Raw genomic sequence first — 15721 nt, 5'->3', positions numbered from 1 at the left:
CGAACAGTACACGTGGAAGGGGCGGCTCCTGGTGGGCGTCTTCCGGTAGCCGCCCCTTCGCCTTACGTACGCCAGCAGTGGGCTCAGCGGGTGTCCGGGAGGTTGTGGCGGCGCCGGATCAGACGGTACGCGGCCGTGCGGGCCTCCTGAAGAAGCTGCCCCTGAAATTCGGCATCGGAGAAGTAGCGTTCGGTGAACTTGGTGTCCGCCTCGGCCCGTTCGATCATGATGTCGCGGAACCTCTTGTTGAAGGGGTGCTCGAAGTCGCCCTGGTTACGGGCGGCAACGGCGGCGTCCTCCAGATCCGGATCTTCTGCGGCGGCGACGATGCGCTCCTCGTACATCACACGGTCGGCTTCGCTCAGCCCAAGGCCGTAGCGGACGTTGAACTCCTCGATGAGCTCGGAAAGGAGGATCTTGTCCGGGTCTCGGTGGCCACCCGCGCCTTCGGCACCGTATGGGGCGAGGTCCTCGACGTCGTCGTCGGTGAGGCTGATGTCGTAGTCGCCGACCTTGGTGACCCGCATGTGCGTGAGGTCCATCTCCCCTATGTCGAGGGAGGGATCGTACGGGGGCGGGGGCAGGATATTGGCGAGGTGCTTGCCATAGAGATAGAGGCGCTCGAGGCCAGTGTCGACGCGCGGCATCAGCTGGGACAGAAAGCCGTACTGACGCAGGAAACCGCGCAGGTCGGCGCGGAAATCCTCGGCGGCGTCCCCGTCCTGTTCCTGGCGCTCGACGAAGCGGGCGCGGGCGGCGTCGGTGTGGCGATAGAGGCCGGCGTGGGCCTTCTCCCAGCGGCGGGCGCCCGGCTCACCTACGGAGGCGGACCCGTCGGCCGCCTGCGCGGTGGCCAGGGCCCGGACGAAGGCGTCCATCTCCTCCTCGTACAGCAACCGGTGGTCCATCACCTCGCGCTGGGAGGTATAGAGGAGGTTGACGTCGGCGGGTTCGGTGCGGGCCTCCTTGAAGTAGGGGGCGTACTCCTTCTTGATGTCCTCGGGGTCGTTGACGAAGTCCAGGACGAACAGATCCTCCTGGCTCTTGCGAGGGTGGGTGCGGTTGAGGCGGGAGAGCGTCTGGACGGCGGCAACGTCGGTCAGCGGCTTCTCGATGTACATGTGGGTGAGGAGCGGCTGGTCGAAGCCGGTCTGGTACTTCTCCGCGACGACGAGAATGCGGTACTCGGTGCGCGGGGGCGCTCCGCCCGGCTTTCCGGTGCGCAGAGCGGCGTAGCGGTCGTCGGCGCGGGTGTAGGCCAAGGCATCAGGGAGTTCTTTCTCAGAGACGCCGTTGAGTTCAGCCTCGGTGACCTTGACCTTTGTGATGACCCCGTCGATCTCCTTCTCCACCTCCAGCTCCCCGGAGAATGCGACGAGGACGCCAAGGTCCGCGCAGTCCAGGTCCTTGGTGGCCTGCACCAAATGCTTGTACATCTTGTACGCGGCCTGCCGGGATCGGGTGACCACCATTGCCTTCGCCCGCCCGCCGAGTCGGCGGCGGCCGTGTACGGCGAAGTGCTCGACGATGATCTCGGCGTGCTGGGCGAGAGTGGTCGGATTGAGATAGACGAACTTGGCGAGCTCGCCCTTCGCCTTGTCCTCGTCCACCTCGATCTGCTCAGCACCGTCCTTGGCGACCCGCCAATGGGTCGTGTAACGGGTGTAGTTGCGCAGGGGATCGAGGATGAAGCCCTCCTCGATGGCCTGCTTCATCGAATAGATGTGGAACCCGCGCTTGAGCTTGGTGTCCGGGTCGGTAACACCGAAGAGGTTGAGGGTCTTCTTCTTAGGTGTCGCGGTGAAGGCGAAGTACGACAGCATCGGGTGCATCTGGCGTGCGGCAGCGGAGGAGGTGAGGAACTCCTCCTCGTCCTTGCCGGCCTTCTCCTCCGCTCCGAGTCCGCGCAGCACCTTGCGCATCTTGGGCACGGAGCTGCCGGTCTGGCCGGAGTGAGCCTCGTCCACGATGATCGCGATCCGCTTGTCCTGCAGTCCGGTGACGCCTTCGAGGATGTGGGGGAAGGTCTGCGCCGTGACGATTATGATCTTCGTGCCGGTGTCACCGAGGGCTTGGGCAACCTGCTGTGACTTGGCGCCTTCGGTTCCCTTGACCCGGCGGACCACGCCCGGCGTGTGGTCGAACTGGTAGATGGTGTCCTGGAGCTGGTCGTCCAGGACGGTCCGGTCCGTGACGACCACAATCTTGTGGAAGACAGGCTTGTCGGCCTCGATACGCCGTTCGGCGACCGCTTTCGGATCGAGCGTGCCCGGCTCGGCGGAACCGTGCAGCACGGAGAGGTGGTGGGCAAGCCAGCCGATGGTGTTGGACTTGCCAGAACCGGCGGAGTGCTCGACGAGATAGTTCTGGCCCGAGCCGTGGTACGCGGCGTGAGTGGTGAGGCGGCGGACGGCGTCCCACTGGTGGTAGCGGGGGAAGATCAGAGTCCGGTTGTGCACGGACACGCGACGCGGCCGGCCAGTCTTCGCGGCGCCCTTCTTGTTCCTGGGATCCTCGACGTGCAGGAACCGCTTGACAATCGCCATCCAGTTGTCCGGCTGCCAGACCTCCTCCCAGAGGTAGGCGGTGCGGTAGGCCGGTCCGTTCTCACTGTCGGGAAGGGGCGGGTTGCCTGCGCCTCCAGGATTGCCGGGCCCCTTGGACCCCTGGTTGAAGGGGAGGAAGCGCGTTTTCTCGCCCTGGAGGCGGGTGGTGAGGAAGACGAGCATCTCGTCGACCGCGAAGTGCACAAGGGCCCGCTTGGCGAAGATCAGGTCTTTCGGGTCACGGGTGGTGCGGTACTGGTGCTTCGCGTCCTCGACGTTCTGAGGGTTTTGGGACGCCGAGCTCTTGAGTTCGGCCGTCGCGAGGGGAAGTCCGTTGAAGAACAGGACCAGGTCGAGTTCACGGGTGTGGTCGGGCGCATAGCGCAGGCGGGGGGTCACCGTCAGGCGATTGCTCCGGTAGTTGCGGAACGCGTCCTCGGCGATGGTGTGCGCGGGCCGGAAGTAGGCGAGTTCGATGTGCAGGCCGCGGTCCTTGACGCCGTTGCGCAGCACGTCGAGCGTGCCGCGCGCGTCGATTTCGCGAGCGAGTAGCTTGCCGAACTCACGCATGGCGATGCTGGCGGCCTCGAGGCTCTCCGCCTCGCCGGTGAACTCCTTGAGTCGCTCCAGGACTGCGGGCTGCGTGGCGCCAAGGAAGGTCCACAACTGGGCCGTGTCGAGGCCGAGCTCGGGGTTGTAGGCGCCCTGCCCCCGCTCGCCTTCGTGCCAACCGGAGGCAGTGAGGGCTTCGACGATGGTCCGCTCGAAGGCGTACTCGGAGTCCGGGCGGGGTTGTACCGGGACGGCGCCACCAGGGGCATTAGTGAGGGTCACGAGGCCTCCACACCTCGGGCGGTGGTGATGTCGAGCTGGCCGGTTACTGCAGCGGTGATGAGGGCCTGGCGGCGTTCGGCGAGCACGTTAAGTTGACGCTGAAGCAGGTCTTTAGCCTCGCGGTCGGTCTCTGCTGCCGCATCGAGAGTCTCAACGAGCTTTCGCTGAGTGGATGGGTCAGGGAACGGAAAGCGCTGCGGGCGGAGTTGCTCGCGGGTGAGGTGGGTCATCGTGCTCGCATTGCCTTGCACAGCGAACACGCGGAGCCGCTCGGCAACCAACAGGCAGTAGTACAACCAGCGCGGAAGATCAGTCCCACGAGGACGGATGCGGTGCAGGGCCTTTTGGTAGTACATCTCGGGAACCCTTCCATCCCAGACGGCGGCTCGGCCCGGCCAACTGCCGCCTTCACACACAAGTACGTCGCCCGCGCGCAGGCGATAGCGCCGCCTCTCGCGCGGGGGGAAATTCATGTGCGCCAATTCCTCCACGTCCACGTGGTCCCACTGCACGTTGGCGACGCGGAGATAAGGGTGCAGATGTTTCCCCTTTACCCGTTCCTCATTGAGCATCTTGCCGAGTTCCACCTCGAAATGGTGAGAGACGGCGGCGACCCGCCATGAGGCAGGGACTGTTCCGAGCCATGAGAGTCCACTTTCCTTGCGGGGGCCATCTACGCGCTTTCCGCGCACAGCAGCGTACGCACGCGAGATCGCGGACTCGTCGATAATGTTCACCTGTCGCTCGCGGAGGTTGTAGATCTGATCCATGAGAGCCGTCTCGGCGTCGAGGAAATCGACGATTCGGCGCTGTTCTTCTAGCGAGGGCAAGGGTACCCTCAAGTGTTCAATGTCTGGCATATAGATCGTCTTGTGGGTGGATCCGGCTGCGATCCGCTTGAGGTCCGGAGCCATCGCTCGCAGTGCATGCAGCAGGAAGCGGGGATCGAGCCGCGGCCCGCAAGTCCAAGTCGCGAAGTCCTGACTTGTGGCCATGTTGCGTCCCATTATTGCCGAAAACCCGACTGACGCTGTACGGGAGAGAATTACAGTGCCTGCAGGATGCCTGACAGCGGCAGAGTTCGCCTCCCCGAGTTTACTGATCTGCTCCTTCGTATCTGTGATGACATCAACCTGATTGCTGCGTAGCTGCCAAACATCAGCCAATGTAATCCACGGAATGGTGCAGTCTTGCCAATACTCAAGCTTGCTTCGGCTTGGGGTGTGGCCAGACCCCAGACGCGCTACAAGCCGAATTGGTACCGTAGGCCAGCGTGAATCGGCGAGCCACGGAGCGATTTGAATGACGCTCACTTCGCTACCCTTCCCAACAGCCCTTGAATTCGCGCCTCAAGCCCGCTCAGCTCCGCGTCGATCTCCGCAAGTGGGCGTGGTGGCTCGTACACGTAGAAGTGACGGGTGAACGGGATTTCGTACCCGATTTTCGTCTTCTCGTGGTCGATCCATGCGTCGGGCACGTGCGGGAGCACCTCGTCCTTGAGGTATTGATCCACGTCCTGGTCCAGCGGCACATTCTCGTAGTCGCGCAGTTCCGGGTCCGGTTCCGGTTCGCCCTTCTTCATCTGAACCTCGCCGTCCGGGTCGCGCACGCCGATGACCTCGCGCAGCGCTTTCTGGAAAGCGGTGTTGCGGCTCCACGGGATGCTGGCTTTGGCGAGGGCCGCGTTGACCTCCGCCCAAGCGGGCTTTTTCCCCGGCCATGTCTTCCCGAGAAGCGGCTTCAGGGCATCCGCGAAGTGTTCGACCCCGGCCTCCCCGAAGTGCTTGATCATGCCCTTCGACTCGCGGGCTTCCTCCAGCGTCTCCTCGGTCACCTCGAAGCGCAGCTTCAGCGGGCGTTCGACGGTGATGCGCTGGTAGCCGAAGTCGTCGTTGTCGAAGACCTTGACCTTGCCGTGGAACGTGTGGGACTCGCTCTCGGCGATCTCCAGGCCCTCGGCATACAGCTTCATCACATGCGTGATCTGCTCCTCGCTGATCACCTTCCGCTTGTCCCCGAGGGACTTGTGCATCTTGACCCACTGATCGCGGGCGTCGACCAACATGACCTTGCCCTTGTGGGCCGAGGCCTTGCGGTTGCTGAGGATCCAGAAGTACGTGGAGATGCCGGTGTTGTAGAAGAGCTGGTCGGGGAGCGCGACCACAGCCTCCAGCCAGTCCTTCGTGAGGATCCAGCGGCGAATCTCCGACTCGCCGGAACCCGCCGCCCCGCTGAAGAGCGGCGAGCCGTTGAAGACGATGCCGATGCGACTGCCCCCCTCCTCCACAGGCCGCATCTTGGAGATCATGTGCTGGAGGAACAGAAGCGAGCCATCGCTGATGCGCGGGGTGCCCGCGCCGAAGCGGCCTCGGTGGCCCAGGTTGTCCCGCTCGTCCTCGACCTCCTTCTGGACCTTCTTCCAGGCCACACCAAACGGCGGGTTGGAGAGCATGTAATCGAAGCGGAGGTCCTCGAACTTGTCGTCGCTGAGGGTGTTGCCCAACTGAATGCGCTCGATGTCCTGGTTCTTGATCATCATGTCAGAGCGACAGATAGCCCAGGACTCGGGGTTGAGTTCCTGCCCGAACACATACACGTCGGCCTTTGTGTTGTGCTCGTGGATCACGTCCTGACCCGCGTTGAGCATGCCGCCAGTGCCGGCCGTCGGGTCATAGATGGTGCGCGTGGGTCTGCCGACCTTGAGTTCCCCGAGGTCCGGGGTGATGAGGAGGCGGGTGATCAGCTGGATGACCTCCCGCGGTGTGAAGTGCTCACCAGCCGTCTCGTTGGACTCCTCAGAGAATTTCCGGATGAGCTCCTCAAAGGCATATCCCATGATGTGATTGGAGACTGTCTTGGGGTGAAGGTTGTAACCCGCGAAAGCGGACATGACCTTGTGGAGGAGCTTTGTGTCCACAAGGTGTTGAATCTGCTCCTCGAAGCGGAATTTCAAGAACACGTCGTAGGCATCCGGTGAGAATCCCTGGACGTACTGCGGAAGATTGGCTTTCTCTTCCTCATGGCCGCCCACGATAGAGGCAAGCGTGAGGCGCGTCGTGTTGTAGAAGGAGTGGCCGGACTTGGCCGGCAGGAACGGGTGAGGGTTTCTCCCCTTGCCCGCGATGCGCTTGAACTCGGCGACCACCTCGTTCCGCGTCGGCGCCAGCACGCATTCAAGGCGTCGCAGCACGGTGAACGGCAGGATCACCTTGCCGTAGTCCGAACGCTTGTACTCACCCCGCAACAAGTCCGCCACCTCCCAGATGAGGTTCGCTAGCTTCGTCGCCTGTGCGTACTCCGCGGCTGCTTGGGCCTTCGGATCGGTCACCACGTACGTACGTCCTTACACTTCTTGGGAGTTGGGGTTAGAGGAACTCAGCCCTGGTAAAGCCGGAGGGGGAGGCCGGTGGTAGCAAGAGCGGGGGTTCACCGAGCAACGTTGGCCCGTGCACCGGCCGGTGCGTCGTGGGCCTCCGCACCGCCCCGGCCGCGCAGCGCCCCCGCTACTGCCTCCGTGGCAACTCTGGCCAGATCCTGCCCCATGTCGTGCGCCGTGCGCAGGAGGCGGCTGAAGTCGGCCACGGCGCGGAACGCCTCGCCGTAGGCGCGCTGCCGGTCAATGGAGAACAGAGGGACACGGACGCGGCGCGGGTCCAGGCGTGTGTGGGAGCCGAGACCGCTGGTGGTGGAGGCGGCCTGGTGCGCGCCTTCCACGCTGGAGAGGAAGCCGGCCAGGTACCAGGGATCCAGGATGTCGGTGTTGGCCACGCGGATGTGGTGCAGGGTGGCCGCCGGGTAGGCGTCCGCATCCTCAGCCGTGGCCACGCGGGCTACGACGGTGCGAGCGGTGACGGGCAACAGGACGTCACCGACGCGCACCGGCTGGTGCTGGACGATGTCGTCGGGGGCCGGACCGACCTCGGATGGCGGCCGACCGGTCACGACGTCTCGCGCGGTGAGGAAGAGAGCCTCCCCGGGGCCAGGGGCGGGGGGCGGAGCGGAGCCGGTCTGCCCACGGTGAACACCGGCGGCCCCACCGTGGCGCTCCGTGTGGGCGGGGCGGCGCAGCACCACAACGCCGCTCTTGGCCAGCTCGGCGAGGGTGGCGACGCGAACGCCCGCGCGCGCCGCCTCGGTCAGGTCCGGCAGGCTAGGGAGCGCGCCGACGGTGGGCAGCGCGGACCTGAGCGCGCGCAGGGTTTCGTCCACGGCGGTGCGGCCCGCGTCCAGCGTTTCGGCGCTCACGCCGAGTGTGGCGGACTGGGGCAGATGGCGGCGGGGGGTCAGGTCGATATCGTCGTCGAGGAGATCCATCACGGGAACCAGTCGAGTCACGCCGGGGCGTTCCGGAAACGAGGTGGCGTCGTCATCAGCCGCCGCCACGTATCGCGCCCAGAGATCCTGGATCAGCATGCGCGGGTCCTGCTCCCCCCTGCTGTCTGCCAACAGGACGCGGGCAGGCGGAAGTTCACCCGGTTCGGGGCGGCGCAGAACCCAGATCTGCAGGGCGAGTGCGTAATGGGCCGCGTACCCGGCGGGAAGCGAAATCACCGCGCGTAGCGCTCCGCGTCGCAGCAGTTCCTGGCGGATGCGGCGACCGGACGGACGGAAGGCGACCGCCGGGGGCAGCAGCAGGACCACGGGCGCGCCCGGGGCTGCGTGGGCCAGGGCCTGCTGGATCCAGGCGAGTTCCGACTCGCCGCGCGGTGGGATGCCGTACTCCCAGCTCACATGGTCGACGAGCTCTTCGTGACCCCAGTTGCGGTCGGCGAACGGCGGGTGACCGACGACGGCCGCCGCGCGCCCGGGGCGGAACGCGGGGCGGCGCAGGAAATCGTCGGTGTGCACATCGAAGGAGACGGCAGTCGCTGCCGGACCGGCGTTGCGGAAGGCCAGGCGGAGAGCGGCGAGGAAGGCGAGGGAGTGGCTGAGCTCCTGGCCCTGGACACGGGTGACGCCCGCGTCGGCGGCGGCGAGGAGGAAGGCTCCGCTGCCGCAGGAGGCGTCGAGGACCGCGCCGTCGGTTGGCGGCCCGGCGAGGGCGACCATCAGGTCGGCGAGTTCACGGGGGGTGGCGGCGAGGCCGGAGCGTGGGCCCTGGTGCAGGAAGCGGGCGCACAGGTCGTCGAAAGTGGTGCGCGCGCCGTCGGCCGCCGCGGCCTCAGCGGCGGTGACTAGGAGGGAGCGCAACCGGGCGCCGAGTTCGTACTGAAGGGGGCTGAGAAGTTCGCCGAGACTGCCGACCGTGCCGCCGGGAGCCTCGGCGAAGGTGCGCTCGGCGCGCTCCATCAGATGGAGCAGACCCGCCTTGTCGCGCGGGCTCTGTACGCCGGGATGGCGGTGGAGGTGGAACAGGAGCAGGCCGGTGAGGGCCAGGGCGTCCTCGGCGGCACTGCCGGCCCTTGCGGACTCGAAGCTCTGCCACAGCCGCTCGGCCACCGCGATACGTCGGGCCTTGCCCTGGCGCCCGAGCCACTCTTCGACCTCGGCGAGGTCGAAGCGGGGACTGCGGTTGCTGCCGCCCACGGGCTGGGGGAAGTCGTCGTGCCGCTTGCGCCAGTTGCTGACGGCGGTCGGTTTCACCTCGGCGAGCCGGGCGATGTCCGCCGCGGTCACCTCCACTCGGCCTGTCGTCATGCTCCTCGGCTCCTCGTCTTCCGGCAGCTCGGGGTGTGGTGCGCGGTCGACCCTACGTGAATTCGCGCGCAATGAACAGCATCACAGCAGCGCAGAGCCTAGATCACAAACTCTGGTTGGTTATATTCACAGTGATATCTGGTACGGTCTCATCACGGTCACTCCGGGTGGCCGCAGCGACGGGTGGGATGTGCCGTGGGCACCGCATTGGCCGAGGGAGACGGACCGTGCAGGACAGAGGCAGGGGCGGGGCGGCAGTGCCGGAGTGGCCACCCCCGGAGGGGATGACCGGCAGCGGCGCGTTGATCCGGGTGCAGGCGTCGCACGCGGCAGACGAGCAGTACACCTGCCTGCGCTTCGCGGAGGGCAAGACGCGGCCGAACGCCTGGCCGGGCCACCGCGTCGAGCGGCCGAAGCCATATCTGGAGAACTTCGTCCTCGGCCTCGTCCTGGCCGCTGTGCGGCTCGTCGAGTGCGAAGGCATGGCCCCACAGGACGCCGTTCGGCAGGCCGAAGACTCTGCCGGGCGTTCCCTCCACCGGGCCCAGCGCCGCTTCCTGCGGCACGCCGTCGAGCGGTGGCTCGAACGCGACCGGCCCAAGGAGGCGCCGCCTGTGATTCCCGCTCCCGGCCCGTGGGTGCGGATGCGGGAGGTGGACGGGCGGACGTGGGAGCTGACCGGATGGGGGGCCTGCCACCACAACCCGGGACGGCGGCTTCGCGAGTTCTCCTTCCTCTGCTACGGCAGCGCCGACCCCCGGTCCGTCCCGAAGGACCGCGTCGCGATCGCCGCCCTCGCCGCCGCCTGCGGGGTACCCGCACGGCAGGGCGCCAAGCCCTGGCACCCGTATCGGCTCCTCGGTGCCGAGCCCGTCGACCACGTGCGCGTGGCCCTCACCGGGCTGCACGACGGCTCGTACCGGCTCCTCTTCGAGGGCAGGCCCGACCAGGTCCGCGCCTACTACGAACAGCATGCCGAAGCACGCGTCAAGGAGATCGTGGGCGGCGGCCCTGCAACGCCCGGCGGCAGCTGCGCGGGCTGCCGCCGGCTGGAGACCTGTGACGCTCCGGTTCGTTTGCCCGGCCTGCTCGGCATTCCCGCCGGCCGAGGCCCCTTCCCGCTGCGGGAGCTGTCCGCCAGCAACCTGCGCTACTACCGCAAGTGTCCGCAGATGTACTTCTCCTACGCCCAGCACCTCCCCCGCACTCGCGAGTACTCCCCGGAGAACCAGCTCGGCAAGGCCGTCCACGCCCATCTGGAGGCCAACCACAGGAGCGGTCTCCTGACGCCATGTGGGGGCGCGGACATGCCCTGGGGTGACACCGCCTGGGGTGACGGGGAGCTGCGCATGACCGGCGAGTGGGCTCGCATCGGGTCCAGGATGCTCGCCCAGCACATCGACATGTGCCCGTTCCTCAACGACGGCGTCACGACCGTGCTGCCCGAGCCCCGGCGCGCCTTCTACGATCCGTACGCCCATGCCGTCCTGATCGTGAAACCGGACCTGCTCTACCTGGAGCATGGCTCGTGGGTGTGGCGCGAGACCAAGACCACGCAGAGCGCGGACGCCTGGATGGGCCGGGACCCGTTCACCACCGACCCGCAACTCGCCCTCGCCGTCGTCCTTCTTGCCGAAGGGGCCTTCGGTGGCGACCCGGCGGGCTCGCGGGTCGAGCTGGAGGTGCTGCGGCCGGACAGTGGCGACCCCTCATACATCGAGCCGTGCAACGAGCCCGAGCGCGTCGAGGCTGCCCGTCGGCTTGTGCGGGAGTACGTCGATGCGTGGCGCGGCGACGAGGTCTTCACGCCCAGGCCCGGCGCCCACTGCCACACCTGCCCCGTTACCGAGTGGTGCGCGAGCGCCCCCGAGGAGGTGCGTCGTGGCCGCCGTTGATCCCCCGGACGTCGCAGGTGCCGAGTCCGAGCGGCTGCTGAGGCTGGTCGCCACCGCCTTGGTGCGCCTGTCCCGGCTGCGCACGCCCGGCGATCCCGTCTACCCCGACGTCGTGCAGGCCGCCTACAACCATCTCGTCCTCGTCTGCCTGCGCACCGGGCGTCCGGCCCCCGGCAGTGTGCCGCAGCTCGCCCGGTGGGCGGCTGCACGCCCCCTGGCAGACTGGTGGCCGTACCTCCTCAAAGACCAGCACATCGGTGACCTGCGGCTGGTCGACGCGGACACCGGCGTCCCCGCCCAGGAGTGCCTGGAGTGGGCCGTCTTCGCGCCCGACCCGGCTGCCGAGCAGATCGAGAACGCACTGCTCAAAGAGGCGCTCACCCTGTGCCGGGCGGCCAAGGCCCCCGACTCCTACACCGCCTTCCGTAGGCTGCTCATCGAGCGCCCCGTCCTGACCGGTGTCGAACTCGCCCTGCTCAGCGTTGACTTGGACCTGTCGCTGCTGCTCGACACTGTGAAGCGGTGCTACGAGCCGGTCACCGCCGCCTATGTCAGCCAGGGGCGGTGCACGCTGTGCGCCGGTTGCGGATGTCTGCTGGTGCCCTTGAGGGACGGCGGTTACGCCTGCACGCTCGACCGCTGCCGCAGGAAGCCTGTGGTCGTCAGAGAACGCCTCGAGCCCGGGGCCGATGGCGGCCTGTACCTCCTCACCAGGCCGCTTCGCGTCTTCATCACCGGCCCCGGACTGGCCGAGACCGGCCTGGAGCGGCGGCTTGTGAGACTCGGCCTCGACGTCGCGATGTGGCCCAACTTCGACGCGTACGACCTCCGTGTCGTCTTTCCCGACGGCCGGGCGTGGGGCATCGACGTCAAGGACCGCGCCAACCCCGCGCTGCTGGGCCGGACCACCACCGCCCTGCGCGGCGAACCGCCCTACGACCGGGGACTGCTCGTCGTGCCCTTCTACAGGTTCAAGGAACGGGACGGCTACCGCGAAGTCTTCCACCACCATCTGCCCGAGGGAGTCGAAGGCCACGTCAGCCTGCTCACGGACGAGGAGGTCGTGCGGCAGGCGAAAAGCACCCTGGCCCGCACCGTGCGGCGCACCGAGCCCGAAACCGCCCGGCCGGCGCCCCGGACAGCGCGGATAGTACTGCGAACGACACCGAAACCCCAGGGAGGAGAGCTCGATGCGTGACCGCAGCGGTTGGCACCGCGGGCTGACCGCCCCCTTGAAGGATGCATGGCAGGACGGACCCCGCTCCTTCAACCCCGGCGATCTACTAGATGTGGAACTCGGCCTGTACCTCCTGGAGTCGGTCATGCCGGGCCGGGCCGCCATCGACACGTGGACACTCATCAGTGGCTACCCGTTCGGGGAGGCGTTCGGCGATATCACCACCGACGCGCAGCGATTGTGCGTCCGGCGAGCCCGGCACTACCTGCTGCCCCTGCGCAGGCGCCGGGAATGGCTGCTCGCCCTCGAGTCCTACCTCGCCGTTCCCCAGGAACTGCGCGGATACGATCTGGCATCCGCGGAGTCCGTGCCCGTGCGTCGCTCGCCCGCGCGGGCCGCACGCCGCTTCGAACGCTACGAGAAGGTGCTCGGCGAGCCGCCCCCGTACGCGCGCCACCGACTGCCGCACGCCCAGGCCGGAGACTACGTCTTCCCCGTCCGTGACCGTCGGTACGCCGTCACCTTCACCGAGGACCTGCTTCCGGACGGACCGACAGCCGCACATGACCTCGATGCGCCGCTGCCCGGCAAGGGTGAGCCGATCACCGTCGAGTGGCGTGAACTGGAGTCCTCCGCGCGCCGTATGGACGCGATCGAGTCAAAGACCTCGGACATTGCGCGTGGCCACTGGCTCCAGCGCCTGAGGCGCGTCGAGCTGTTCGTACGCGACGAGAGACAAGGAAAGTTCGAGCAGAGCGACACCCTGCGCATCGACCGGCTCCTCCATCTCGTCGGCATGGTCGGCGCCGGCAAGAGCACCCTGCGCGACATCCTCACCTTCTGGGCCGTCACCGAACGCGGGCTGCGGATCACCGTCGTCGTCGGCGATGTCGCCGAAGCCCTGTCCGTCACCGGACTCCTGGACCGCCTGGGCGTGCCGACCGCACCAGTACTCGGCCACTCCACGCGCGAGCGCCACATCCAGCGACTCCACCGGCGCATCGCGTCGAGCGGCACCCCGAGCCTGCTCACCCACTGGCACGACGGTTTCGACCACGTCAACAGTGCCTGCCCACTCGACGCCCTGCGCGGCGTGGAGGCGGAGCGACCGCTGCGCGTCGGCGAGGCGCCGTGCGGAAACCTCTACGAGGTGCGCCGGACACCCACGGAGGCGGCGGACCCGCGGGAAGGGCTGCTCGGCGGGGAGGGTTCCGAGGCAGATCCCGATGATGATGGGGAGGCCCTCGACGGGGCAGCGGCCGCTGAACGCGCTGCGAGTGCCGCGCCCACGGACGACGAACGCCCGCGGCGTCACGGCTGCCCCCTGTGGTCCCGCTGCCCTCGCCATCATGCGGCCCGTCAACTCGTCGACGCCCGGGTGTGGGTGGCCACTCCCGCGAGTCTCGTCCACACTGCCGTGCCCGAACAGCTTCAGCAGCAGCGGCTGCGTTACCTCGAACTCGCGTGCCGGATGAGCGACTTGGTCGTCGTGGACGAGGCGGACCGGGTGCAGATGCAGCTCGACACGGCGTTCGCCCCCGCCACCACTCTCGCCGGACGCGCCCCGAACTCGTGGATCGACGAGGTCGCTGCCCACGCCCTTGCCGAACTCGCCGGTCAGGCGCGACTCCAGCTCTCGGCACGGGACATCGACGACTGGACGAACGCTACTCACACCGTGCGCCACGCCACCGACCGGCTGTACTCGCGCCTCATCCAGAACCGCGCGCTGCGCCACTGGATCACCCAGGACTACTTCAGTGCGGTCACCCTCCACCAGTGGCTCATCAACGCCTGGTTCCCCGACCTCAAGGACGTGGACGAGAGCACCGTGTCCGAGGGGATGCCCGAGGCCCGGCGCCTCGCGCAGCGCGAGCGGATCGACGGCGTACTCAACCGCTTCCGTGACGACCCGCTCCAGCCCCGTACCGCCGGTACCGAACCCGAGACGGACCCGGCGGAAACCGTGCTCGTCAACGAGCTCGTCCATCTCACCCTCGGTCTGCTGCACGCCCCTCACGGCTCCGACACCCGCACCCAAGTCCGGCCCGTGCTGGAGCGGCTCCTCAACGGCGCCGTACGACTCGACGACGGAACCGACCCCCACGTGCCCCGGTTCGAACTCACCTTGGTCCTCGCCGCTCTCCACCATCGGCTCAACTTCATGACCGGGCTCTGGCAGCGCGTCGAAGCGGCCCTCAACCTGGAGTCCGCCTCCAATGTGCTCTCCCGTCGCCCGCCCCGTGACTACGAGCCCGTGATGCCCGAGTCGCCCATGGGCAACGTCCTCGGCTTCCAGTTCCAGCTGGACGAGAGGAGAAAAGAGGGCGAGCAGAGTGGCGAATTGCGCTTCTTCCGCTGCAACGGTGTGGGACGCGAACTGCTGCTCGGTCTGCCCGACCTGCCAGCCGTCGACGGACGGCCCGGCCCGCACCTGATGCTGATGTCCGCCACCAGCTGGGCCGGGACCTCCAGCCGCTACCACGTGCACGCCGATGTCGATGCGGTGTTGCGCCCGCACAAGGAGGAGGTGCGCGCCATCCTCGACACCGAGTTCCGCAAGGAATTCCTGTACTGGCCCGGAAGTACAAGACCACTGCGGCTGTCCGGCTGCGACCCGGAGGAACGCCCGGCCGCCCTCGTCCAGATGCTGTACCAGCTCGCCGAGCCCGACCGCGGCCTCAGCGGCTCGGTCAGCGCCCTCCAGCAGGAACTCGACGACATCGAAGACCCCGAGAGGCGCCGCCTGCTACTCCTCGTCGGCAGCTACGAGGAGGCCCGCAGGGCCGCCGCATACCTCAGCTCGATCCCCGAATGGGCCGGTCGGGTCTCCCGGCTCGTCTCCGACGACGCCGACCTCGACACAGCTTGGAGCGCCCTGCCACGTACCGCCGAGGCGAAGGCCCTGCGCCGCGGTGACATCGCGGGCTGGGCGGGCGGCGGCCAGGCCGACGGGGAACTCCTCGTCGCCCCACTCCTCGCCGTCGAACGCGGCCACAACATCGTCGTCCCCGGAGGCAAGGCCGCCATCGGCACCGTCTACTTCCTGGCCCGCCCACACCCCCGCCCCGACGACATCGCACTCGCCGTGCAGGCCGTCAACGACTGGGCGGTACGGCAGACCCGCGGCCCGGGCGAGGGCCTGCGGCGCCTCGCCCGCCGGGAAGGCACCCCCGACCGAGCGGGGCTCGCCTTCCGGCGCGACGCCCGCCACGCCTGGAACCGCTTCCTGACCCGCCGACTGTCGTGGACCAGTCTCCCGAAGACCGAGAAGGAGTCGTTCGCCTGGGACCAGTTGGTCGTGATCTGGCAGGTCATCGGCCGCCTCGTGCGGGGCGGAGTGCCCGCACGCGTCGTATTCGTCGACGCTGCCTTCTCACCACGCGAGGCTGGCCTCGCGGCCACCGACACCCCCGCCACCAGCCTGCTGGCGAGCATGCGCGTGCTCCTCGCCCCCTATTTCAGTACCGACTCCGCCGTGCCCTCGATCGATAAGTCCCTGGTCGAGGCCCTATACGAGCCGCTGTACAAGGCACTGGCGGACATGGACTGAGGCCCCCGCCGACACTCCCGCGCCGACGCATCGACGCACTCTCACGCATCGGAAATGACACTCACTGACGCTTCTCACC

General features: G+C 67.7%; 7 protein-coding genes. 3 read left to right on the top strand and 4 right to left on the bottom strand.

The features are described 5' to 3' along the window. Positions 1-83: 83 nt before the first annotated feature. The 4 genes from CGL27_RS37190 to CGL27_RS37175 form a co-directional block, all read right to left on the bottom strand. Positions 84-3380 (bottom strand): type I restriction endonuclease, encoded by a 3297-nt coding sequence (locus CGL27_RS37190; protein ID WP_119992092.1) that lies wholly within the window; start codon positions 3378-3380, stop codon positions 84-86. Continuing rightward, on the bottom strand, positions 3377-4693 hold the full coding sequence (locus CGL27_RS37185) for a restriction endonuclease subunit S (RefSeq protein ID WP_119992091.1): 1317 nt from the start codon (positions 4691-4693) through the stop codon (positions 3377-3379). The genes CGL27_RS37190 and CGL27_RS37185 overlap by 4 nt, the downstream gene beginning before the upstream one ends. Next, positions 4690-6708 carry a class I SAM-dependent DNA methyltransferase gene (locus CGL27_RS37180; RefSeq protein WP_119992090.1) on the bottom strand — a complete coding sequence of 673 codons (2019 nt, stop codon included), beginning with the start codon at positions 6706-6708 and terminating at the stop codon, positions 4690-4692. Before CGL27_RS37180 ends, CGL27_RS37185 begins: the two co-directional genes overlap by 4 nt. A 98-nt stretch (positions 6709-6806) precedes the next feature. Continuing rightward, positions 6807-9017 carry an N-6 DNA methylase gene (locus tag CGL27_RS37175; RefSeq protein WP_162953146.1) on the bottom strand — a complete coding sequence of 737 codons (2211 nt, stop codon included), beginning with the start codon at positions 9015-9017 and terminating at the stop codon, positions 6807-6809. 227 nt (positions 9018-9244) lie between these two features. Here CGL27_RS37175 and CGL27_RS37170 point away from each other — a divergent pair, with 227 nt between their 5' ends. Genes CGL27_RS37170 through CGL27_RS37160 form a run of 3 tightly spaced genes read left to right on the top strand, consistent with a single transcriptional unit; the run spans position 9245 to position 15642 of the window. Continuing rightward, positions 9245-10912: a PD-(D/E)XK nuclease family protein gene (locus CGL27_RS37170; protein ID WP_162953145.1), complete on the top strand. Its 1668-nt coding sequence runs from the start codon at positions 9245-9247 to the stop codon at positions 10910-10912. Next, positions 10899-12110 carry a hypothetical protein gene (locus tag CGL27_RS37165; RefSeq protein ID WP_205587811.1) on the top strand — a complete coding sequence of 404 codons (1212 nt, stop codon included), beginning with the start codon at positions 10899-10901 and terminating at the stop codon, positions 12108-12110. The genes CGL27_RS37170 and CGL27_RS37165 overlap by 14 nt, the downstream gene beginning before the upstream one ends. Next, complete coding sequence (locus CGL27_RS37160) at positions 12103-15642, top strand: signal recognition particle (protein WP_119992087.1); 3540 nt, start codon at positions 12103-12105, stop codon at positions 15640-15642. The genes CGL27_RS37165 and CGL27_RS37160 overlap by 8 nt, the downstream gene beginning before the upstream one ends. The last annotated feature ends 79 nt before the right edge of the window (positions 15643-15721 follow it).

Origin of the sequence: Streptomyces sp. 11-1-2, from assembly GCF_003595545.1 — a bacterium.
GTDB lineage: Bacteria > Actinomycetota > Actinomycetes > Streptomycetales > Streptomycetaceae > Streptomyces > Streptomyces hygroscopicus_B.
The sequence above is the reverse complement of the archived record's forward strand: the minus strand, read 5'-3'. Positions and strand labels throughout refer to the sequence as shown.

Excerpts from the sequence above, each read along its gene's own strand:
- CGL27_RS37175 (WP_162953146.1), bottom strand. The coding sequence starts at position 9,017 with ATGACGACAGGCCGAGTGGAGGTGACCGCGGCGGACATCGCCCGGCTC.
- CGL27_RS37160 (WP_119992087.1), top strand. The coding sequence starts at position 12,103 with ATGCGTGACCGCAGCGGTTGGCACCGCGGGCTGACCGCCCCCTTGAAG.